Here is a 20,919-nt window from a genome sequence, read left to right as displayed (position 1 = left end):
TCAGCTCCTGAACTCGAGGGTGGCGTCGACCAGCCAGTCGGCGAGGTACCCCGCGAACGACGACCGGACGAGGAGGGTGAACGCATCGCCGGTGCTGCCCAGCGAGAGCAGGACCACGCCGGCCTGACCCAGCGTCGTCTGGGCGCAGGCGTTCGGGGCGAAGCTGCGGGGGTGGACGTCGATCGAGCAGCCCTTGGCCAGCACCGCCCGGGCGTGCGGACCGGCGAGCCGCAGACCGACCCGCTGGGCGGAGACGTCGACGGCCGTCCCCCCGAACGGGGCCACCGCGGTGCGCAGGGTCGTCTCCAGGTCGAGGCCGCCGCGGGCGGACACCGCGGGTTCCGTGACCAGCCACTCGTCGGGGCCGAGCCACACGGCGCGTCCCCTCTCGGTGCACGTCCAGGTGTTGTTCTTCACCGGGAGGTCCGCGCCGAGGATCCCGGCGACGACAGCGGCCCCGGGCCCCGGCGGGACCCGCAGCGACACCCCCGTCTGGAACTCCTCGACGGTGACGAGACCGCCGGTGCGTTCCGTCAGGTCGGCGCGGGCGGACAGGGCGTGGCTGCGCGGGAGGGTCTCAACCGTCACGACGGGCTCCTTCGGGGTCGACGAGGACGGCGGAGGTGACTTCGACGGTCACCAGCGAACCGTTCACCGGGACGCTGAGGCGTTCACCGGTCCGCGCGTGCCCGCCCTTGACCAGGGCCAGCGCGAACGGCCGGCTGAGGAACGCGCTGCGGTAGCTGGACGTCACGTGCCCGAGCATCGGGACCGGCGGTGCGGGCAGTTCCCCGAGCACACCACCGGGGACGAGCTCGACGATCTGGGAACCCTCCGGCAGCACCGTCTCGGCGTCCTCGGGCAGCAGACCCACCAGCTGCTTGCGCAGCGGGTCCAGGTTCTCCGCCCGGCTGAAGGACCGCTTGCCGAGGAAGTCGACCTTCTTCTTCGACACGGCCCACCCGAGGCCGAGGTCGTGCGGGGTCACCGTGCCGTCGGTGTCCTGACCGATGATGGGGTACCCCTTCTCGGCCCGCAGGACGTGCATCGTCTCGGTGCCGTAGGGGGTGATGCCGAACTCCCGGCCGGCCGCGACGAGACGTTCCCAGACCGGGGCCGCGTACCAGCCCGCGACGTTGACCTCCCAGGCCAGTTCCCCCGAGAAGCTGATGCGCGAGAGCCGGACCGGGACACCCTCGAACTCGACGTCGATCCAGGTCATGAACCCGAAGGCCTCGGCGGAGGCGTCGATCCCGAACACGGCGGCGATCACGTCGCGCGAGCGCGGTCCGACGACGGGGAAGGTCGAGAACTGTTCCGTCACCGAGGTGAGGTGCACCCGCAGGTGCGGCCACTCGGTCTGCAGCCACTCCTCCATCCAGTCCAGGACCTTCGCGGCCCCGCCCGTGGTCGTGTAGACGAGGAAGCGGTCGTCGGCCAGCCGCAGGACGGTGCCGTCGTCGAGGACCATGCCGTCGGGGCCGCACATGACGCCGTAGCGGGCGCGGCCGACCTTCAGCGAGCTCATGAGGTTGGTGTAGAGCAGGTCCAGGAACTCGCCCGCGTCGGCACCCGAGACGTCGATCTTGCCGAGCGTGGAACCGTCGAGGATGCCCACCGAGGTCCGGACGGCGGCGCACTCGCGCAGGACGGCCGTCTCCACGTCCTCCCCCGGGCGGGGGTAGTAGCGCGGTCGCTTCCACTGCCCGACGTCCTCGAACACCGCACCGGCGGCGACGTGCCACGCGTGGACGGCGCCGGTGCGTTCGGGGTCGAACAACCGGCCGCGTTCCCGTCCGGCCAGGGTCGCGAAGCCGACCGGCGTGTAGGGCGGGCGGAACGTCGTGGTGCCGACGGCGTCCGGACCGGCTCCCAGCAGTTCCGCGAGGATGCCGGAGGTGAGGATTCCCGAGGTCTTCCCCTGGTCGTGCGCGGTACCGATCGTGGTGTAGCGCTTCACGTGCTCGGGCGAGCGCATCCCGGCGCCGACGGCCCGGTGGACGTCGGCGACGGTGGCGTCGCGCTGCACGTCGACGAACTGCCGCTCGGGCGGACCCTCGACCCGCCAGAGCAGCGCCGGGTCGGCCGGGAGGGGTTCGGGGGCGACCTCGGGCAACGCCGGCGGGGACGCCAGGTCGAGACCGAGGTTCGTCAGCACGGTCACCGCGGCGTCCCGACCCCGGGCCAGGGTTCCGGCGAGGTCGAGGGTGCCGTTCGCGGCCCCGGCGACGGTCATGCCGCGGACCTCGTCGGCGGGCAGGAACGCCCCCAGCACGGGGTCGAAGTGCAACCGGCCGCGGGCCTGGCTGAAGAGGTGGACCGCGGGGTTCCAGCCGCCGCTGACCAGCAGCAGGTCGCAGGCGAGTTCCCGCTCGCCCGCCGCACCCGAGACCGACGCCCCGGTGACGCGCTGCACCCCGGTGGTCCCGTGCACGACGGAGTCCGGGAGGACCTCGACCCCGAGCGCCGCGGCGGTGCGGAGCAGGTGCTCGGACACCGTCGCCCGCACGTCGACGACGGTCGCGGGAACCCCGGCGGCGGCGAGGTCGAACGCGGCGGCGTAGGCGCTGTCGTTGGTGGTGAACACGACGCCCCGGCTCCCGGCGAGGACGCCGTAGCGGTGCAGGTAGGTCCGGGCGGACCCGGCGAGCATCGTGCCCGGTCGGTCGTTGTCGGCGAACACGACGGGGCGTTCGTGCGCGCCGGTGGCGACGACGACGTGTTCGGCCCGGATGCGCCAGACCCGTTGCCGCGACAGGTTCCGGGGGGCGGACGCGCCGAGGTGGTCGGTGCGGCGCTCGACGGCGAGGACGAAACCGTCGTCGTAGACGCCGAACGCCGTCGTCCGCTGCAGGTGGGTGACGTCGGCGAACCCCGCGAGTTCGGCGACGACCGCCGCGACCCACTCCGTCGCCGGGGCACCGTCGAGGACGTCGGTACCGCCGAGCAACGCGCCACCCGCCTCGGACTGCTCGTCGACGATCGCGACGCGGGCGCCGGTGCGGGCCGCGGTCAGGGCGGCGACGAGACCGGCCGGCCCCGCCCCGACGACGAGGACGTCGACGTGCAGGTGCGAACGGTCGTAGTGGGCGGAGTCGGGGACCTCGGCGAGCTTGCCCTGGCCGGGGATGCCCCGGGCCACCAGCCCGTCGAAGAGTTCCAGGGTGCTGGCCAGCAGCATCGGCTCGGGGAAGGGTTCCTCGACCTGGACGAGGCTGCCCGGGTCCTCGGCCCAGGCCGCGCCGATCCCCCGGGGGCGGCCGAGGCGGATGCTCGTGCCGGTCTGGTGGATGCCGTGCGCGAGCAGCGCCGAGGCCAGGGTGTCGCCGGGGTGCCCCGTCAGGGTCTGGCCGGCGAAGGTGAACTCGAGCGTCCGGTCGCGGTCGACGCGGCCCCCGGTCGGGGTGCGGAACGGTTGGGTGATGGTGGTGTTCACGAGGCCCTCTCCCCGACGCGGTAGACCGTCGTGAACTGGTAGGTGGTGGTGTCCCGGACGGCGTTGAACCAGCGCCGGCACCCCGCGCTGTGCGACCACCGTTCCGCGAACGACCCCTTCGTGTTGTCGCGGAAGAACAGGTACTCCGCCCACGCCTCGTCGCTCGTCTCGGCGGGGACCTCGGGGTAGGCGACGTGCGCCTGGCCCCCGTAGTGGAACTCCACCTCTTCGCGCGGCCCGCACCACGGGCACTCGATGAGTTGCACGACGACCTCCCTCAGTGCGCCACGGCGGCAGCGCCGTGCTCGTCGACCAGGCGACCGGACACGAAGCGGTCCAGCGAGAACGCCGCGTTCAACGGGTGCGGCTCGTCGTGCGCGACCGTGTGCGCGAACACCGAACCCACCCCCGGCGTCGCCTTGAAACCACCCGTCCCCCAGCCGCAGTTCAGGTAGACGTTCTCGAACGGGGTCTTGCCCACGATGGGCGACGCGTCGGGGGTCACGTCCACGATCCCGCCCCACGTCCGCAGCAGGTGGGCGCGGGCGAAGACCGGGAACAACTCCACGGCCGCCGCCATCTGGCGCTCGATGATGTGGAACGCGCCCCGCTGCCCGTAGCCGTTGTAGGAGTCCACCCCGGCTCCCATCACCAGTTCGCCCTTGTGGGCCTGGGAGACGTACACGTGCACGGCGTTGGACATGACGATCGTCGGGTGGACCGGCTCCAGCAGTTCCGACACCAGCGCCTGCAACGGGTGCGACTGGATCGGCACCCGGAAACCCAGCAGGTCCGTCAGCACCGACGTGTTCCCCGCCGCCGTCAGCGCGACCTTGCCGCACGCGATGTCGCCGCGCGTGGTGCGCACGCCCGTGACCCGGTCGCCGTCGGTGCGGAAACCCGTCACCTCGCAGTTCTGGATGATGTCGATCCCGGCCTCGTCCGCCCGTCGCGCCAGACCCCACGCCACGTAGTCGTGCTTCGCGATCCCCGCCCGCGGCTGGTAGGTCGCCCCGAGCACCGGGTAGCGGATGTCCTGGGAGGTGTTCACGATCGGGCAGACCTTGCGGACCTCGTCCGCGTCCAGCCACTCCGCGTCCACGCCCTGGAGCTTGTTCGCCTCGACCCGGCGCACCGAGTCCCGCACGTCCTGCAGCGTGTGCGCCAGGTTCAGCACCCCGCGCTGGCTGAAGAGGATGGGGTAGCCGAGGTCCTCCTCGAGACCCTCCCACAGCTTGAGCGAGTGCTCGTAGATCCCCGCCGACTCGTCCCACAGGTAGTTCGAGCGGATCAGCGTGGTGTTGCGGGCCATGTTCCCGCCCGCCAGCCAGCCCTTCTCGAGCACCGCGACGTTGGTGATCCCGTGGTTCTTGGCCAGGTAGTGCGCCGTCGCCAGCCCGTGCCCACCACCGCCGACGATCACCACGTCGTAGGACGCCTTCGGCTCGGGGTTGCGCCACAGGAAGTCCGGGTGCTCCGGCAGGTCCGCCCCCGGGGTGCGCGGGGGGTGGGGAACGGCGTCACCCGGGTCGCGCGAGAAGGCGTCCACTGTGGTCATCGGCTCGTCTCCGTCAGGGTCTCGACGACTGGTATATCAGTCGTCGACGAGCCTAGGGGTGAGCCGTGAACGACGTCAAGGGACGAGTGCAGCCCTCACGGACGCCCACCGAGGGCGTGCGACGCCCTGGCGGCCGCCTCCACGACGGCGGGGACGACCTCGAGCAGCCGTTCCGTGGTGAGGCGGTAGGCCGGACCGGAGACGCTGATGGCCGCGACGACCGTCCCGTCGGGGCCGTGCACCGGCGCGGCCACGGCGTGGAGCCCGACCTCGAGCTCCTCCAACGTCGTCGCGTACCCGTCGACGGCGATCTTGTCGAGGACCTCCTCGAGGTCACGGCGACGGACGAGGGTGGCGTCGGTGAAGCGGCGCAACCGGCCGGACAGACCGGCCGAGCGGACCGGCGGGCAGAACGCCATCAGGACCTTCCCGCTCGACGTCGCGTGCAACGGCGTGCGTTCCCCCACCCAGTTGTGGGTCACCACGGAGGACGCGCCCCGGACCTGGTCGACGTTGATCGCCGCGTCACCGTCGGCGACGGCGACGTTCACGGTCTCCCCGGTGGCGGCGGCCAGTTCCTCACACGCCGGACGGGCCCGGCGCGTGACGTCCAACTGGTCGGCGACGGCACCGGCGAGGCGGACGACGGCCATCCCGAGCCGGTACTTGCCGCGGTCCCCGACCTGCTCGACCAGCCCCCGGCCCTCCAGCGCGGTCACCAGCCGGAACGCCGTCGACTTGTGGACGTCGAGGCGCTGGGAGATCTCGGTGACCCCGGACTCCCCGAGCTCGGCGAGGACCTCGAGGATCGTGACGGCCCGGTCGACGGACTGCACCGGCGAGGTGCGCGGTGCGTCGCCACCGGAGATGTCCTTCACGTGGTCCTCACGCCGACATGGTCTCAAACGGGTCGCCGGGCCACCGCCCGAGCGGGACGCGCTGCCGGCGGACTGACGTACCAGTCCACGGGCAGCCGCCTAGGATGCTGCCGTGAGTGCGGAGACCTCGCTGGAGCCGGCCCCGTCGCTGGCCGACCAGGCCTACGAGCGGTTGCGCGACCGTCTGCTCGTCCTCGACATCAGACCCGGTGAGCCACTCCACGACGACGCCCTCGCCAAGGAGTTCGGCGTCGGACGGACACCGGTGCGCGAGGCGTTCAAACGCCTCGAGGCCGACCGCCTCGTCGTCGCCTACCCCCGCCGGGGCACGTTCGCGACCACCGTGGACATGACGGACCTGGGCCAGATCTCCGAGATCCGCCGCGCCCTGGAACCCCTGGCCGCCGCCGGTGCGGCCCGGCGGGCGGGTGCGGCCGCGCGCTCGGAGCTGCGCGAACTCGCCCGCACCGTCGCCGGCCTGCACGCCGAGGTCGACGGCGGGACGCTGACCCAGCGCGAACTCATGCGTCACGACGTCGAGGTCCACCGCAGCATCTACCGGCACTGCGGGAACGCCTACCTCGCGGACGTCCTCGTCCGCCACGACAACCTCGCGACGCGGATCTGGTGCCTCGTCCTGGACCGGCTCCCGACCTTCGCCGGACACGTCGGTGAGCACGTGGCCCTGCTGGAGGCGATCGTCGCGGGCGACGCCGACGAGGCGGCGCGACTGGCCCACGAGCACGTCACGGGCTTCGAGGAGACCGTGCGCGGCGTCCTCTGAACGCCGCGCACCACCCGCTCCGACCACAAAACGCACCGGAGACACGATCGAGTGGGCACATTGCTCGTCGAGCACGGCCTCCCATGCGCCAAGATGTCACCCGTGCGCCGTCTCGACACCATCGATGCCCGGATCCTCCTCGCCCTGGACGAGGATCCCCGCGCGACCGTGCTGGGCCTCTCGCGCCAGCTGGGTCTGGCCCGGGGCACGGTCCAGGCGCACCTCGAACGCCTCGAGGCCGACGGTGTCCTGCACCGCTTCTCCCGGCGGCTCGCCCCCGCCGCGCTGGGGTTCTCGGTCTCCGCGTTCGTCATGATCGAGATCCACCAGGGGCAGCAGGACGACACCCTGCGCCGGCTCAAGGACACCCCCGAGGTCCTCGAGGTGCACGGCATCACCGGTGACGGTGACCTCATGTGCCGGGTCGTGGCCCGCGACGCCGACGACCTCTACCGGGTGGGACAGGGGCTGCTGTCCATCCCCGGGGTCGTCCGGACCCGGACCTCCCTGGCCATGCGCGAACTCGTGCCCTACCGGATCGACCCGCTGCTGAGCGATCTCGCCGACTGATCGGCGGCGCCACCCGGCCGTTCCCGGGCCCCCCGACCCCCCTCGCGGCGAGGTCGGGGCCCCCCGGTGCGGCAGAATCAGGCGCGTGCTGCGCTGGCTGACCTCAGGTGAATCCCACGGACCCGCGCTCGCGGGGATCCTCGAAGGCCTCCCCGCGGGGGTGGAGGTCGACAGCGCCCAGATCCGCGCGGCGCTCGCCCGTCGCCGCCTCGGCCACGGCCGCGGTGCCCGGATGGGCTTCGAGCAGGACGAGCTCGAGGTCATCGGCGGCATCCGCCACGGGGTCACCCAGGGCGGTCCGATCGCGCTGCGCATCGGCAACACCGAGTGGCCGCGCTGGTCGGAGGTCATGGCCGCGGACCCGGTCGACGCCGAGGGCCGCCGCTACGACGAGCCGGGCCGGCTGCCGGCCCGGGGCCGTTCCGCCCCCCTGACCCGGCCGCGCCCGGGTCACGCCGACCTCACCGGCATGCAGAAGTACGGCTTCGACGACGCCCGGCCGGTGCTGGAACGCGCCTCGGCCCGCGAGACCGCGACCCGTGTCGCGCTCGGCGAGGTCGCCCGCGCCTTCCTGGCCCAGACCGTCGGGGCCGAGGTCGTCTCGCACGTGGTGTCGCTGGGCACCGTGGCCGCCCCGGCCGGCGTCGTCCCCGCCCGCGGGCAGCGGGACGTCATCGACGCGGACCCGGTCCGCTGCGTGGACCCCGCGACCAGCGCGGCGATGGTTGCCGAGATCGACCTGGCCCACACCGAGGGCGACACCCTCGGCGGGGTCGTCGAGGTCGTGGTGCACGACCTACCGCCGGGCCTCGGGTCCTACGTGCACTGGGACCGCAAGCTCGACGCGCGTCTCGCCGCGGTGCTCATGGGCATCCAGGCCATCAAGGGCGTCGAGGTCGGCGACGGTTTCGAGACCGCCCGCCGCCGCGGTTCCGCGGCGCACGACGAGATCGAGCGCACCGACGGCGGGGACGGCGCAGAGGGCATGACCGTCCGCCGCCGCACCGACCGGGCCGGCGGCATCGAGGGCGGGATGACCAACGGCGAGGTCCTCCGGGTCCGCGCCGCGATGAAACCCATCTCGACCGTCCCGCGCGCCCTGGACACCGTCGACACCTCCTCCGGCGGTGCGGCGCAGGCGATCGCGCAGCGTTCCGACGTCTGCGCGGTCCCCGCGGCAGGTGTCGTCGCCGAGGCCATGGTGGCGCTCGTGCTCGCCGACGCGGTGCTGGAGAAGTTCGGCGGCGACAACGTCGAGCAGGTGCGCGCGAACGTCGCGTCCTACCTCGACGGCCTGAAGATCCACGTCGCCGGCGCCTGATCGACCGACTCCTGGGAAGGTTTCCACCCCACCTCACGTCGTGAAGGGTGGAAACCTTCCCAGGAGTGGCCGGGGACGGGCGGGCCGGTCTCTCACTGCAACGCGGCGGTGAGGCGCATGACGTTGTCGAGGTAGCGCTGGCGGAGGGGTCGCTGCGACCACTCCGCCGGCGTGAGTTCCCGGGACCGTTCGCGGTACTCCGAGACCTTCGCGGTGAGTTCCCCGACGAACGCGGGTTCCAGGCCGAGCAGCGACACCTCGTAGTCGAGGCTGAACGAGCGCATGTCCATGTTGCTGGACCCGATGACGGCCCGTTCGCCGTCCACGACCAGCACCTTGCTGTGCAGGACGGCGGGGAACGGCAGCATGTGGATCCGGACCCCGGCGTCGAGCAGGGTCGTGTAGTACGACCGCTGCGCGTGGTGGACCATGAACTGGTCCGCCTTCTCGGACACGAAGAGCTCGACGTCGACGCCCCGGTAGGCCGCGGTCGTGATGGCCTGCTCCAGACCGTCATCGGGGATGAAGTAGGGGCTGACGACGGAGACCGAACGGGTCGCGGCGTGGATCAGCGCGGAGAACATCCGCAGGTTCGGTTCCGTCGGGAACCCCGGACCCGAGGGGACGACCTGGAAGGCACCCGTGGAGCCGCCGGACGGTTCCGGCCCCACGGCGTCCGCCTGCACCAGCGTCTCCCCCGTCTCGGCGAGCCAGTCCGTCGCGAACACCGACTCCAGCGACTGGACGACGAACCCCGTGAGTTCCACGTTCAGGTCGACCCAGCGTCGCCCGGCGCGGACGTTCTTGCGGACGAGGTAGCCCGGGTCGATGAGGTTCTGGGAACCGACGAAACCCGTCCGGCCGTCGACCACGACGAGCTTGCGGTGGTTGCGCAGGTCCGGGCGACGCCACCGGCCGCGCAACGGGTCGATCGGCATCATGCGGTGCCACTCGACCCCGTCGGCGGTGAGCCGCTCGTTCATGCGGGTGTGACCGGGGTACTTGCGCGACCCGAGGTGGTCGTAGAGGAAACGCACCGTCACCCCGCGCGCGACGGCGTCGCGCAGGGCGTCGAAGAAGGGTTCCGTCGTGGCGTCGAGGGCCGCGATGTAGAACTCGACGTGCACGCTGCGCTCGGCGGTCGCGACGGCCGCCGCGAGCGCACCGACGAACTCCCCGTCCGGCAGCAGCCGCCGGTGGTCGCCGGAGACGCAGGGCAGCGAGGTGAGCCGGCGGTTCAGCCCGAGCAGCGAGGCGAGGTGCGCGTCGGCCACCAGACCCGGCGGCAGCGAGGGGAGGTTCTCGACGCGTTCGGCGATGACCTGGTTCACCTGCTGCTGCAGCCGGTGCCGGCGGCCCGTGACGTAGGGGCTGCCCAGCAGCAGGAACAGCGGCAGTCCGACGATCGGCAGGAAGAGGATGAGCAGCAGCCAGGCCGAGGAAGAGCCGGGTTTTCGGTTCTCGGGAACGGTTCCGACCGCTACCACCTTCACGACGTAGTCGAGGACCACGAGGGCCTCGCTGAGGATCGCGATCAGGCTCACCGGCACCTCACCACCCGGGAGGCCCTGCGCGGCAGCAGGAAGCGTCGACCGATGTCCATCAGCATCCCGCGCAGGGCGTCGTCCGGGATGTCCCGGCACGTCTCGTCGCCCAGCGGGCCGACCATCCCGGTCAGGAAGAACACCGTCGCCACCCGCCGCTCGTCGTCGGCGTCCGGGCCGGCGAGCAGTTCGCGCAGTTCCTCACCGATCTCGCGCATGCGCGGGTGGTGCTCCTGCAGGTGCGCGAACACCGGGTCGACCGCCGCGACGACGTAGATCCGGCGGACCGCGACGATGAGGTCCACGAGACCCGTGAGGGCGGTCTCGACCTGCGCCCGACGACCCCGCCGAGCCCGGGCCGCCTCGACGATCTCGAGCACGCGGTCGAGGAAGGGCGCGACCACCCCGACGACGAGTTCGTCCTTGGTCTTGTAGTGGTGGTACACCGCGGCCTTGGTGACGCCCATCTCGTCGGCGATCATCTGCAACGACGTGCCGCTGATGCCGTGCTCCGCGAACAACCGCAGCGCCGCCTCGTGCAGGCGGGTCCGACCGGGCCCCGGCGGACGTCCGTCGCCGACCGTCGCCGTCATCGATCTCCCGCCCGTCACCGTGGACGTCCGGTGCCGTCCGGACGTCACTGTACCTGCGGCTACGACTTTCGACGGATGATCCACCCGTCGACAACTAGCCGATCGACTAGGTGACGTCCCTTGGCCCGCCTCGCGCGGCCGGGGTACCGTCGAGCATCTCCACGCAGTAGAGCTACGTCGCCACCGGCGCCGACGGACCTCGTGTCGTCCCTCACGAAGGAGCCTTCCCCCGATGGCAACCCTGCTGTACCGACTGGGCCGCTTCAGCGCCCGCCGCCACTGGCAGGTGCTCGCCGTCTGGGCCGTCCTGCTGGCCGTCCTCGCCGGCCTCGCCTACGGCGTCGACAAGACCGCCGCGACCGACACCAGCTTCTCGATCCCGGGGACGCAGGCCAGCGAGGGTCTGGACCTCATCGGGCAGAAGTTCTCCTCCGGCGCCAACAACGCCACCGCGACGGTCGTCTTCCAGGCCCCCGCGGGGCAGACCCTCACCGGTGCCGACGCGGCCTCCGTCGAGGACCTGCTGGCGCAGCTGCGGGGTCTCGACGGGGTCGTCTCGGTGAGCGACCCGCTCGCGGCCGAGACCCCGATGCTCTCCGCCGACCGGACGATCGCGTCCTCCACGGTGACCTTCGACGGGGTCGTCGGGGACATCACCAAGGAGCAGGCCGACGCGCTCGTCGCGGCGACGGACCACGACGCCGGCGACGTCCGCGTCGAGATGACGTCGCAGGTCGTGACGAGCGAGGCCGGGCACGCGAGCGAGGCCATCGGCGTCGCCGTCGCGTTCCTCGTCCTCATCCTCACCTACGGCGCCCTGGCCGCCGCGGGGGCGAACCTCCTCACGGCGGGCCTCGGGGTCGGCGCCGGCATCCTCGGCATCACGGCGCTGGGCAACGTCGTCTCGCTCTCGGCCACCACCCCGGCCCTGGCCGGCATGCTCGGGCTCGCGGTCGGCATCGACTACGCGCTGTTCGTCTTCGCCCGGACCCGCACCGAGCTGCGCCGCGGCGAGACCCTCGACCGCGCGATCGCCAAGGCCACCGGGACGGCCGGGACGGCCGTCGTGTTCGCCGGGACCACGGTCATCATCGCCCTGGCCGGTCTCGCGGTCGTCGACATCCCGTTCCTCACCCAGATGGGTCTGGCCGCCGCGGCCACGGTCTTCATCGCCGTCATCGTGGCCCTGACCGCCGTCCCGGCGTTCCTCAAGGTCCTCGGCCTGAAGGTGCTGCCCAAGAAGGAACGCCACCGCGACCCGGCCGGTCTGCGGGCCGCCGCGGAGAGCGACGACCACGCCGAGGCCGACCTGGCCGGTCCGGGGCTGCTGGGCCGCTGGGCCCGCGGCGTCACCAACCACCCCGTCGTCTCGCTGCTCGTGGCCGTCGTGCTCGTCGGCGCCATCGCCATCCCCGTCGCCTCGATGCGGACGGCGCTGCCCTCGGCCGAGAACGACGACCCGGCGAGCTCCTCCCGCCAGGCCTACGACCTGCTCGTCCAGGGCTTCGGGCCGGGCTCGCAGTCCAGCCTCCTCGTCCTGGTCAACGGCACGGACGCGACCGCCGTCGCCGGCGCGGCCACCGAGGTCACGAACGAGGTCAAGGGCCTCGCCGACGTCGCGGCCGTCGTGCCGGGCATCCCCTCCGCCGACGGCACCGCGCAGCTCATCACCGTCGTGCCGGGCAGCGGGCCGACGGACACCCGCACCAGCGACCTGGTCCGCAGCATCCGTTCCGCCACCGGCGGCACCACCGGGGCCGAGGTCCTCGTCACCGGTCAGACCGCGCTGGACATCGACGTCACCGACTCGCTCAACGACGCGCTGCCGAAGTACATCGCGCTGATCGTGGTCCTGGCGCTCCTCCTGCTGATCATGCTGTTCCGCTCGCTGGCGGTCCCGCTGCTGGCCACCGTCGGGTTCCTGCTCTCGCTCGGTGCCTCGCTGGGGGCCGTCGTCGCGATCTACCAGTGGGGCTGGCTCTCCGACGTCTTCCAGGTCGCCCAGCCGGCACCGCTGCTGAGCTTCATGCCGGTGCTGGTCGTCGGGATCCTGTTCGGGCTCGCGATGGACTACCAGATGTTCATGGTCTCGGCGATCCACGAGCAGCACGCCCACGGCCGCAGACCCAAGGACGCCGTCCTCGCCGGGTTCCGCCGGTCGGCGCCCGTCGTCGTCGCGGCCGCGTTCATCATGTCCGGCGTCTTCGTCGGGTTCGCCACCAGCGGCGACCAGATCATCGGGTCGATCGGCATGGCCCTCACCGTGGGCGTCCTCGCCGACGCACTCGTCGTCCGCATGGTCATCATGCCCGCGGCGCTGACCCTGCTCGGCAACGCCGCCTGGTGGATGCCGCGGTGGATGCAGAAGCTCGTCCCGAACGTGGACGCCGAGGGTCGCAGCCTCGAGGCCCTCCTCAGCACCGAGGCCGCCGCCTCGAGCGGACCGGCTCCCGCGCAGGCGGTTCCGGTCCCCAGCCAGCGCGAGGAACGTCGCCGCCCGGTCGACCCGGAACTCGCGAGGACCCCGCACGGGATGCCGGCCGAGCAGCGGGTCGCGCGGATCCTGCAGGACCTCCCGCTCGGGATCGTCGGGCTGGTCACCGGGTCGGCGGGGAACCCGCTGGCCGGCGCCGTGCTCACCGTCACCGACCCCGCGGGACAGCAGGTCGTGCGGAGCACGTCCGACGAGGTCGGGTTCTACGAGCTGCCGCTGGACGCGGGCGGCACGTTCGTCCTCATCGTCGCCGCGGCGGACGCGAAGCCCGCCGCCCACCTCGTCCCGGTCTCCGACCGCACGGTGCGCCACGACGTCCGGCTCGTCGGCAACGCCGCCGTGCACGGCCTCGTGACGGGGGCCGACGGGAGGGACCCGGTGTGCGACGGCGTCCTCACCCTGCTCGACGTCCAGGGCCGGGTGGTGGCCTCCACCCGCACCGACGAGACGGGTCGCTACCGGTTGAGCGACCTGGTCGCCGGCACGTTCGTCCTGAGCGTGCTGAGCGAGTCGTTCCGTCCGGTGGCCCGCACGATCGACCTCGGGCCCGGCCAGGAGCTCGAGGAGGACGTGCGCCTCAGCCACGGTGGCCGGTTGATCGGCCAGGTGTCCGCCGCCAGCGACGGACGCGGGGTGCCCGAGGCCGCCGTGACGCTGGTGGACGGTGGCGGCTCCGTCGTCGAGCGCGCCACCACCGACCCCGAGGGGTCGTTCCACTTCGACGACCTCTCCGCCGGCCACTACACGCTGACCGCGGCGGGCTACGCCCCCGTCGCGACCACCGTCGAGGTCGACGAGGGCACCCACCGCGACGTCGAGGTCGAGCTCGGCGAAGGAGCCACCCCCTCCGACTCGTGATCTTGCGGGGATTCCCGGCAAGATCACGGACAGCGGGGTGAAACCCAGGGTTGACACAGTCGTCAACCCTGGGTTTCATGGTGTCGGTGACGGACACCGAGGAGTGGCGCGAGGCCCTGCCGCACCGCGCCGGCGACTTCTCCCTGGGCGCCGTCTCGGCCCGCCTCGCCACCCACACGACCCCGGCCGTCGTGCGCGACGTGGTGGACGACCTCGGACGCGGCCTCCTCGCCCAGCTGTGGGGAGAGCCCGCCGACCGCGACTGGCTCGGCGAGTGCGGGGGCCCGCTGGGGGCCGCACTGGTGCTGGCCGAGGTCGACGCCGCCGCGTCGGCGCTGCGCTCGCACGTGGCCGGTGCGCGCGCCTCGCTCCTCGCCGACCTGGTCGAGGACCACAGCCTGGTGGAACTCGCCGAACTCATCGGCGTCTCCCGGCAGGCCCTGCACAAGACCCTCAGGAACCGTGGACTGTGAGGACGACGACGATGTCCCAGGAACTCATCGACACGCTCCCGACGCACCCCTTGCGGCGCCGAGGCCCGGCGCGGCGGCTCTACGCCGGAGGACTGGTCGTGCAACTGCTCAGCTGGGTCTTCATCATGGCGCTCGCCGTGACCCAGCAGCACGGCGCCAGCCTCGGCTTCGTCGGACCCCTCACGTTCATCGCCGCCGACCACGTCGGCACGGTCTTGAGGCGGCGCGCCTGGTGGCACGTCCCACTGCGCAACGCCGGGCCCATTCCCGACCCGGTCGAGCTGGCGTACTGGACGTTCGTGGCCCTCAGCCTGATCACCGTCGCTGCCGTCGTGGCCTTCGGCGACCGTGCGGAGCCGAGCGGAGTCCTGTGGATGCTCTTCGTGCTCGCCTGCGCCCTCGCAGCGTTGACGCCGGAGAAGCGGCCCGCCCCGGAGCCGAGCGGTCGCTGGTCCCTCCGGGCCGCCCCGCTGCTCGTCGCGGCGACCGCGGTCCTGACGGTCGGCATCAGCGCAGGCCGCATGAAGCCGACGTCAGCGCTCATCGCGTGGCTCGCCGCGGCCTGTCTGCTGGCCTTCACCCGCCTCGTCGCCGCCCGCCGCCACCCCTCCGACGCGTGATCCCGCTGGGAATCCCCACGAGATCACGGGTCGGGGGTGGGGGTCAGGCCTGCTGGCGCAGGGTCCGGGCGAGCTCGCGGCGACCGGCCTGCTCGGCGGGGTCGGGCACCGGCAACGAGGCGATCAGGCGCTTCGTGTAGTCGTGGCGCGGGTCGCGCAGCACCTGCTCGCTGGTGCCGTGCTCGACGAGGCGGCCGTGGAACAGCACCCCGATCCGGTCGGCGAGCATGTCCACCACGGCGAGGTCGTGGGAGATGAACAGGGCCGCGAAACCGAACCGCTGCTGCAACTGCGTGAACAGCTCCAGCACGGTGGCCTGCACCGAGACGTCGAGCGCCGAGGTGGGTTCGTCGGCGATGAGGAGCTCGGGGTCGAGGGCGATCCCCCGGGCCAGCGAGCACCGCTGGCGCTGACCGCCCGACAACTCGTGCGGGTAGCGGTCCGCGTACGACGTGGGCAGCTCGACGGCCTCGAGCAGCTCGCGGACGCGCGCGGCCCGTGCGGTCGCGCCGACCTCGGGCCGGTGCACCACCAGGGGTTCCGCGACGCACTCCCCGATCGTCAGCCGCGGGTTGAACGACGCGGCGGGGTCCTGGAACACGAACCCGATCTGCTTGCGCAGCGGCCGGAACGCGCGCTCCTTGAACCCGACCATCTCGTGACCGAAGACGGTGAGCGACCCACCGGCGGCCGGGGTCAGACCGGCGAGGGTCCGCCCGATCGTCGTCTTCCCCGAACCGGACTCCCCGACCAGACCCAGGACCTCACCCCGCGCGATCGAGAAGTCGACCCCGCGCACAGCGTGGAAGTCCGGCTTGCCGATCCCCCCGGGGAACACGACCTGCAGCCCCCGGGACACGACGACCGGGTCAGCGACGGACACCTCGCGCAGCGGTTCCCCGGAGGAGGCCCCGGTCGAGATCCCGTCGACCTCCGTGACCGAGAGCCGCGGTACCGCGGCGAGCAGACGCCGCGTGTAGTCGGCCTGCGGCGCGGCGAACAGGGTCGCCACGTCGGCGACCTCGACGACCTCCCCGCGGTACATCACGGCGACCCGGTCGGCCAGGTCGGCGACGACGCCCATGTTGTGCGTGATGAGGACGATCGCCGTACCCGTCCGGTCCCGCAGGTCCCGCAGCAGGTCGAGGATCTCGGCCTGCACGGTCACGTCGAGGGCCGTCGTGGGTTCGTCCGCGACGATGAGTTCCGCGCCCAGGGCCAGGGCCATCGCGATGACGATGCGCTGCTTCTGCCCGCCGGAGAACTGGTGCGGGTAGTAGTCGTAGCGCGAGGCCGCGTCGGGGATGCCCACCTGCTCCATCGCCGCGACGGCCCGCGCCTTCAACTCCTTGCGGGGGGTCCGTGGGTTGTGCGCCCGCAACCCCTCCACGATCTGGAAGCCCACGGTGTAGACGGGGTTCAGCGCCGTCGACGGCTCCTGGAAGACCATCGACACGTCGGCACCGCGCATCGCCCGCAGCCGCGCCGACGACGCGGTGAGGACGTCGGTCCCGGCGAGGACCACCGCCCCCGAACGGGTCGCGGTCTCGGGCAGCAACCCGAGGATGCTGCGGGCGGTCACGCTCTTCCCGGAACCGGACTCACCGACGATCGCCAGGACCTCGCCCGCCACGACCCGCAGCGACAGGTCGCGGACCGCGGGGACGTCACCGGAGTCCGTCGCGAAGGTGACGTCGAGGTGGGAGATGTCGAGGATCGCGCCCTCGGAACGGGTGGGGACGGCGGCGCGCGCGGGGACGTGCCCGGCGGCGAACGCCGCCTTCAGCGCACGCTTGCGGCGGCGGAGCCGGGGGTCGGACAGGTCGTTCATGGACTCACCGACGAGGGTGATGCCGAGCACCGTCAGCACGATCGCGAGACCCGGGAACAGCGCCGTCCACCAGATGCCGCTCGTCACGTCGGAGACGGCCTTGTTCAGGTCGAAACCCCACTCCGACGCCGAGGTCGGCTCGATGCCGAAACCCAGGAAGCCCAGGGCCGCGAGCGTCAGGATCGCCTCGGAGGCGTTGAGGGTGGAGATGAGCGGGATGTTGCGGGTGGCGTTGCGGAACACGTGGCGCACGATGATGCGCAGGGTCGACTCCCCCAGCACCTGGGCGGCCTCCACGAACGGTTCGGCCTTGATCCGGGCCGCCTCCGAACGCACCACGCGGAAGTACTGCGGCACGAACACCACGGTGATGGAGATGGCGGCGGCGAGGACCCCGCCCACGACCTTCGACTGACCGCCCGAGATGACGATGGTCATGACGATGGCCAGCAGCAGCGACGGGAAGGCGTAGACGGCGTCGGCGACGACGACGAGCACCCGGTCGAACCAGCCGCCCAGGTACCCGGAGACCAGACCGAGGGCCACCCCGACGAAGAGGCTCATCGCCACGGCGACCACGATCACGAACAGCGCGGTCCGCGTACCCCACAGGACGCGGGAGAAGACGTCGAAGCCGCCGACGGTCGTGCCCCAGAGGTGCGCCGAACTCGGCGGTTGCTGGGCGCCGAACCCGCCGTCGGCGTCGCTCAGCTGCGCGTACCCGTAGGGCGCGATGAGCGGGACGAACACGGCGATCAGGACGACCACGCCGACGATGACCAGTCCGGTGAGGAGCATGCCGCGCTGCAGCCCGACCGAGGACCGCAGTTCCCGCAGGACGGGCAGGCGCCACAGCGGTGACGACCGCCGGCCCGACGTCGGGAGGTCGGAGGTGGGATCGGGGGCCACGGTGTCCTGCTGCGGATCCGTCATGTCAGTACCTCACTCGAGGGTCGATCAGGGCGGCGATGACGTCCACCACGAAGTTCGTGACGGCGACGATCACGGCGAGCAGGACGACGATGCCCTGCACGGCGACGAAGTCGCGGGCGGTGAGGTACTGCGCGAGCTGGTTCCCCAGCCCACCCCACTCGAACGTCGTCTCGGTGAGGACGGCTCCGCCGAGGAGCATGGCGATCTGCAGGCCCATGGCGGTGATGATCGGGATCAGGGCCGGTCGCAGCGCGTGCCGGGTCACGAGGCGGAACTCGCTGACCCCGCGGGAGCGCCCGGACTCCACGTACTGGGCGTCGAGGGTGCCGATGAGGTTCGTCCGAGTCAGGCGCAGGAACGTGCTGCCGGTGATGACCCCGAGGCAGACGGCCGGCAGGACCGCGTGCGAGAGCACGTCGCCCAGCGCGCCGAGGTCACCGATGCGCAGGGCGTCCAGGGTGTAGATCCCGGTGGGGTTCACGACCCCGCCCATGACGAGCTGCACGTTCGAACTCGCCCGGCCGGCGACCGGGAGGACCGGCCAGAACGACCCGAACACCAGTTTCAGGAGCAGACCGGCGAAGAACACCGGGGTCGCGTAGCCCAGGACCGCGAGGATGCGCAGGGTCGCGTCGGGCCAGCGGTCCCGCACCCGGGCCGCCACCATCCCGAGCGGGATGCCCAGCACGACGGCGACGATCACGGCGTAGAACGCGAGTTCGAGCGTCGCGGCGCCGTACTCGAGCAGCACGTCGGTGACCGCACGGCCGTCGGAGATGGAGGTCCCGAAGTCACCGTGCAGCAGGTTCCCCATGTACTCGACGTACTGGACGAGGATCGGCCGGTCGTAACCGGCCTGGTGGACGCGTTCGGCCAGCTGCGCCGACGTGAGCCGCCCGCCGAGGGCCGCGGTGATGGGGTCGCCGGTGATCCGCATCAGGAAGAACACGAGCGTGGTGAGGATCCACACGGTCGGGATGATCAGCAGGAACCGGACCACCAGGTAACGCAGGAGGCCGGAACCACCGCCTCGTCGGGGCGCCGCGACCGGGTCGGGTGCGCCGTCGGTGGTACCGGGGACAGCGGTCGTCGATGACATGGGTTGCTCCGGGGGTGGGCAGCGCCTGCAGGGTCGTGGCGCCGGGGCGACGGGGACCGCACGCACGACGAGGCGCCCACCGCGCGGGCGAGCGCCTCGTCGTGCGGCCGGAGGCCTACTTGCTCAGCGACGACAACCGGAACCGGAAGGAGGCGTCGAGCGTGTCGTCGACCCCCTTGACGTCGGTGCCGGAGATCGCGACCTGCGAACCCTGCAGCAGCGGCAGCGTCGGCAGCTGCGCGGCGACGTCGTCCTGGATCTTCCCGATCAGCGCCTTGCGCTGGTCGGCGTCGGTCATCCCGACCTGCTCCGCGATCTCGGCGTTGATCGCCTGGTCGCGGAAGTGGTTGGCGAGGAAGCTCGCCGACTCGTCGGTGTCGTAGAAGAACGGCGTGAGGTAGTTGTCCCCGTCGGAGTAGTCGGGGAACCAGCCCAGCTGGTACATCGGGTACACGTCGGAGGAACGGTCCTTGGAGTACTGGACCCACTCCGTCGACTGCAGGTCGACCGTGAACAGCCCGGTGTCCTCGAGCTGCTGCTTCACCTGCGCGTACTCGTCACCCGAGGACGCACCGTAGTGGTCGGGGTTGTACTGCAGCTTGATGTCGATCGGGGTGGTCACCCCGGCCGCGGCGAGGACCTGCTTGGCCTTGTCGACGTCCGGCCCACCGGAACCGTCGCCGTAGGCGCTCTTGAGGGACTCGTTGGCCCCGGCGAGACCCTCGGGGAGGTAGGAGTAGAGCGGGGTGTAGGTGCCCTTGTAGACCTGGTTGGCGATCGCCTCGCGGTCGACGGAGTCGGCCATCGCCTGGCGGACAGCGAGCGCCTTGGCCGGGTCGGGACTGTCGGACTTGGCCCCGAACGGCATGGTGTCGAAGTTGAAGACGATGTAGCGGATCTCCCCGCCGGGGCCCTTGTGGACCTTGACCTTGTCGTTCTTCTCCAGGTCGGCGATGTCGGTGGCGGACAGCGAGCGCCACGCCACGTCGATCTTGCCGTTGGAGATGTCGAGCTTCATGTTGTTCGCGTCGGTGTAGTACGTCATGTTCACGGTGCTCGACGCGGGTTTGCCCAGCAGCCCCTGGTAGCCGTCGAACGCCTTGTACGAGACCAGCTTGTTGAACTGGTAGCTCGCGATCGTGTACGGGCCGGCGAACGCTTTCGCGGCCACGATGTCGGCGTCCGCGGTGAGCGAGTTCGGGGAGAACACCTGCTCGTCCACGATGGGCCCGGCGGCGCTGGCGAGGATCTGCGGGAACGTCTGGTCGGCCCGGTTCAGGGTGAAGACGACGGTGCTGGCGTCGGGCGTCGCGACGGAGTCGAGGGATCCCAGCAGGGAGGCCGGTCCGTTGGGATCGGCGATCGCCTTCTGGCGGTCGAAGCTGAACTTCACGTCCGAGGAGGTGAGTTCGTGACCGTTGGCGAACTTCAGACCCGACTTGAGCTTAACGGTGTAGGTCGTGGGGTCGGTGAACTCGGCGGACTCGGCGATGCTGGGTTCCACCTCGGAGCTGCCCGGCTTCTGCTCCACGAGGTAGGGGTAGACCTGGTTCTCGACGAACGTCGAGCCCGTGTCGTAGGACCCGGCCGGGTCGATCTTGGTGACCTTGTCGGTCGTGCCGACCGTGAGGGCGTCACTCCCGCCGGCGGCGTTGTCGTCGTTCTGGGCCGTGGAGGTCGAGCAGGCGCTCAACGCCAGCAGACCCAGTGCGGCGATGGAGGCGGACAAACGTCGTTTCATGGTCCCGCTTCGTTCGTGGTGGGAGACGGACTGGACTCACCCCGTTGTAGTCCTCACGTGCATCCTGTCCGAGGCTGGACGATTTGACCACATCTCCGACGATGCACCAAACAATCCGCCCAGCCCGTAGCGCAATGGAAACACGAGCTTGACCTGCGCGAAACGTGGCGCGCCGACCGCGCCCGC

Annotated in this window: 16 protein-coding genes and 1 pseudogene; 6 read left to right on the top strand and 11 right to left on the bottom strand. The window is 71.6% G+C overall.

The window, feature by feature from the left end; translation table 11 throughout:
- The 5 genes from SJY07_RS16380 to SJY07_RS16360 all read right to left on the bottom strand — a co-directional run bounded on the left by SJY07_RS16380 (position 1) and on the right by SJY07_RS16360 (position 5,830).
- Positions 1-588, bottom strand: coding sequence for a sarcosine oxidase subunit gamma (locus tag SJY07_RS16380; RefSeq protein ID WP_380160522.1), 588 nt, complete (start codon positions 586-588; stop codon positions 1-3).
- Positions 578-3,424 (bottom strand): glycine cleavage T C-terminal barrel domain-containing protein, encoded by a 2,847-nt coding sequence (locus SJY07_RS16375; RefSeq protein WP_380162368.1) that lies wholly within the window; start codon positions 3,422-3,424, stop codon positions 578-580. Before SJY07_RS16375 ends, SJY07_RS16380 begins: the two co-directional genes overlap by 11 nt.
- 8 nt (positions 3,425-3,432) lie before the next feature.
- Positions 3,433-3,702, bottom strand: a complete 270-nt coding sequence (locus tag SJY07_RS16370; protein ID WP_328293167.1) for a sarcosine oxidase subunit delta — start codon at positions 3,700-3,702, stop codon at positions 3,433-3,435.
- 11 nt (positions 3,703-3,713) lie between these two features.
- Complete coding sequence (locus tag SJY07_RS16365) at positions 3,714-4,994, bottom strand: sarcosine oxidase subunit beta family protein (RefSeq protein ID WP_380160520.1); 1,281 nt, start codon at positions 4,992-4,994, stop codon at positions 3,714-3,716.
- Positions 4,995-5,089: 95 nt separating this feature from the next.
- Positions 5,090-5,830 carry an IclR family transcriptional regulator gene (locus SJY07_RS16360; protein WP_380162366.1) on the bottom strand — a complete coding sequence of 247 codons (741 nt, stop codon included), beginning with the start codon at positions 5,828-5,830 and terminating at the stop codon, positions 5,090-5,092.
- A 154-nt stretch (positions 5,831-5,984) separates the two neighbouring features.
- On the opposite strand from SJY07_RS16360, the gene SJY07_RS16355 reads away from it, so the two are divergent.
- From SJY07_RS16355 to aroC, 3 genes are all read left to right on the top strand, one after another.
- Complete coding sequence (locus SJY07_RS16355; protein ID WP_328293170.1) at positions 5,985-6,656, top strand: GntR family transcriptional regulator; 672 nt, start codon at positions 5,985-5,987, stop codon at positions 6,654-6,656.
- A gap of 93 nt (positions 6,657-6,749) precedes the next feature.
- Positions 6,750-7,226: an Lrp/AsnC family transcriptional regulator gene (locus SJY07_RS16350; RefSeq protein ID WP_328293171.1), complete on the top strand. Its 477-nt coding sequence runs from the start codon at positions 6,750-6,752 to the stop codon at positions 7,224-7,226.
- A gap of 85 nt (positions 7,227-7,311) precedes the next feature.
- Entirely contained in the window at positions 7,312-8,547 is a 1,236-nt protein-coding gene (gene aroC / locus SJY07_RS16345) for a chorismate synthase (RefSeq protein WP_380160517.1), read from the top strand.
- 92 nt (positions 8,548-8,639) lie between these two features.
- Here aroC and cls read toward each other — a convergent pair whose 3' ends face one another.
- Positions 8,640-10,091, bottom strand: a complete 1,452-nt coding sequence (gene cls, locus SJY07_RS16340; protein WP_328293173.1) for a cardiolipin synthase — start codon at positions 10,089-10,091, stop codon at positions 8,640-8,642.
- On the bottom strand, positions 10,088-10,684 hold the full coding sequence (locus SJY07_RS16335; protein WP_380160516.1) for a TetR/AcrR family transcriptional regulator: 597 nt from the start codon (positions 10,682-10,684) through the stop codon (positions 10,088-10,090). Before SJY07_RS16335 ends, cls begins: the two co-directional genes overlap by 4 nt.
- Positions 10,685-10,916: 232 nt before the next feature.
- Between SJY07_RS16335 and SJY07_RS16330 the strand changes: the two genes are divergently transcribed.
- The 3 genes from SJY07_RS16330 to SJY07_RS16320 all read left to right on the top strand — a co-directional run bounded on the left by SJY07_RS16330 (position 10,917) and on the right by SJY07_RS16320 (position 15,129).
- A complete protein-coding gene (locus SJY07_RS16330; protein WP_380160515.1) occupies positions 10,917-14,036 on the top strand; it encodes an MMPL family transporter in 3,120 nt (1,039 codons plus the stop codon).
- An 86-nt stretch (positions 14,037-14,122) separates the two neighbouring features.
- Entirely contained in the window at positions 14,123-14,509 is a 387-nt protein-coding gene (locus SJY07_RS16325; protein WP_328293176.1) for a hypothetical protein, read from the top strand.
- A gap of 11 nt (positions 14,510-14,520) precedes the next feature.
- On the top strand, positions 14,521-15,129 hold the full coding sequence (locus tag SJY07_RS16320; protein ID WP_380160512.1) for a hypothetical protein: 609 nt from the start codon (positions 14,521-14,523) through the stop codon (positions 15,127-15,129).
- 43 nt (positions 15,130-15,172) lie between these two features.
- Here the strand turns inward: SJY07_RS16320 and SJY07_RS16315 are convergent, their stop codons facing one another.
- The 4 genes and pseudogenes from SJY07_RS16315 to SJY07_RS16300 all read right to left on the bottom strand — a co-directional run bounded on the left by SJY07_RS16315 (position 15,173) and on the right by SJY07_RS16300 (position 20,733).
- The gene (locus tag SJY07_RS16315) at positions 15,173-16,846 is read right to left on the bottom strand and encodes a dipeptide ABC transporter ATP-binding protein (RefSeq protein WP_380162364.1); all 1,674 of its coding nucleotides are present in this window, start codon (positions 16,844-16,846) and stop codon (positions 15,173-15,175) included.
- A gap of 93 nt (positions 16,847-16,939) precedes the next feature.
- Positions 16,940-17,758 (bottom strand): annotated as a pseudogene (locus tag SJY07_RS16310) (ABC transporter permease); the annotation flags it as partial.
- A gap of 136 nt (positions 17,759-17,894) precedes the next feature.
- Positions 17,895-18,992 carry an ABC transporter permease gene (locus SJY07_RS16305; protein ID WP_328293179.1) on the bottom strand — a complete coding sequence of 366 codons (1,098 nt, stop codon included), beginning with the start codon at positions 18,990-18,992 and terminating at the stop codon, positions 17,895-17,897.
- 115 nt (positions 18,993-19,107) lie between these two features.
- The gene (locus SJY07_RS16300) at positions 19,108-20,733 is read right to left on the bottom strand and encodes an ABC transporter substrate-binding protein (RefSeq protein ID WP_328293180.1); all 1,626 of its coding nucleotides are present in this window, start codon (positions 20,731-20,733) and stop codon (positions 19,108-19,110) included.
- Positions 20,734-20,919 lie beyond the last annotated feature (186 nt).

Origin of the sequence: Kineococcus sp. R86509 (assembly GCF_042466365.1) — a bacterium.
Lineage (GTDB): Bacteria > Actinomycetota > Actinomycetes > Actinomycetales > Kineococcaceae > Kineococcus.
The sequence above is the reverse complement of the archived record's forward strand: the minus strand, read 5'-3'. Positions and strand labels throughout refer to the sequence as shown.

What these genes read in the sequence shown, in the direction of transcription:
- SJY07_RS16365 (WP_380160520.1), bottom strand. Translation starts at nt 4,994, where the DNA reads ATGACCACAGTGGACGCCTTCTCGCGCGACCCGGGTGACGCCGTTCCC.
- SJY07_RS16350 (WP_328293171.1), top strand. Translation starts at nt 6,750, where the DNA reads ATGTCACCCGTGCGCCGTCTCGACACCATCGATGCCCGGATCCTCCTC.
- SJY07_RS16335 (WP_380160516.1), bottom strand. Translation starts at nt 10,684, where the DNA reads ATGACGGCGACGGTCGGCGACGGACGTCCGCCGGGGCCCGGTCGGACC.
- SJY07_RS16330 (WP_380160515.1), top strand. Translation starts at nt 10,917, where the DNA reads ATGGCAACCCTGCTGTACCGACTGGGCCGCTTCAGCGCCCGCCGCCAC.
- SJY07_RS16320 (WP_380160512.1), top strand. Translation starts at nt 14,521, where the DNA reads ATGTCCCAGGAACTCATCGACACGCTCCCGACGCACCCCTTGCGGCGC.
- SJY07_RS16305 (WP_328293179.1), bottom strand. Translation starts at nt 18,992, where the DNA reads ATGTCATCGACGACCGCTGTCCCCGGTACCACCGACGGCGCACCCGAC.
- SJY07_RS16300 (WP_328293180.1), bottom strand. Translation starts at nt 20,733, where the DNA reads ATGAAACGACGTTTGTCCGCCTCCATCGCCGCACTGGGTCTGCTGGCG.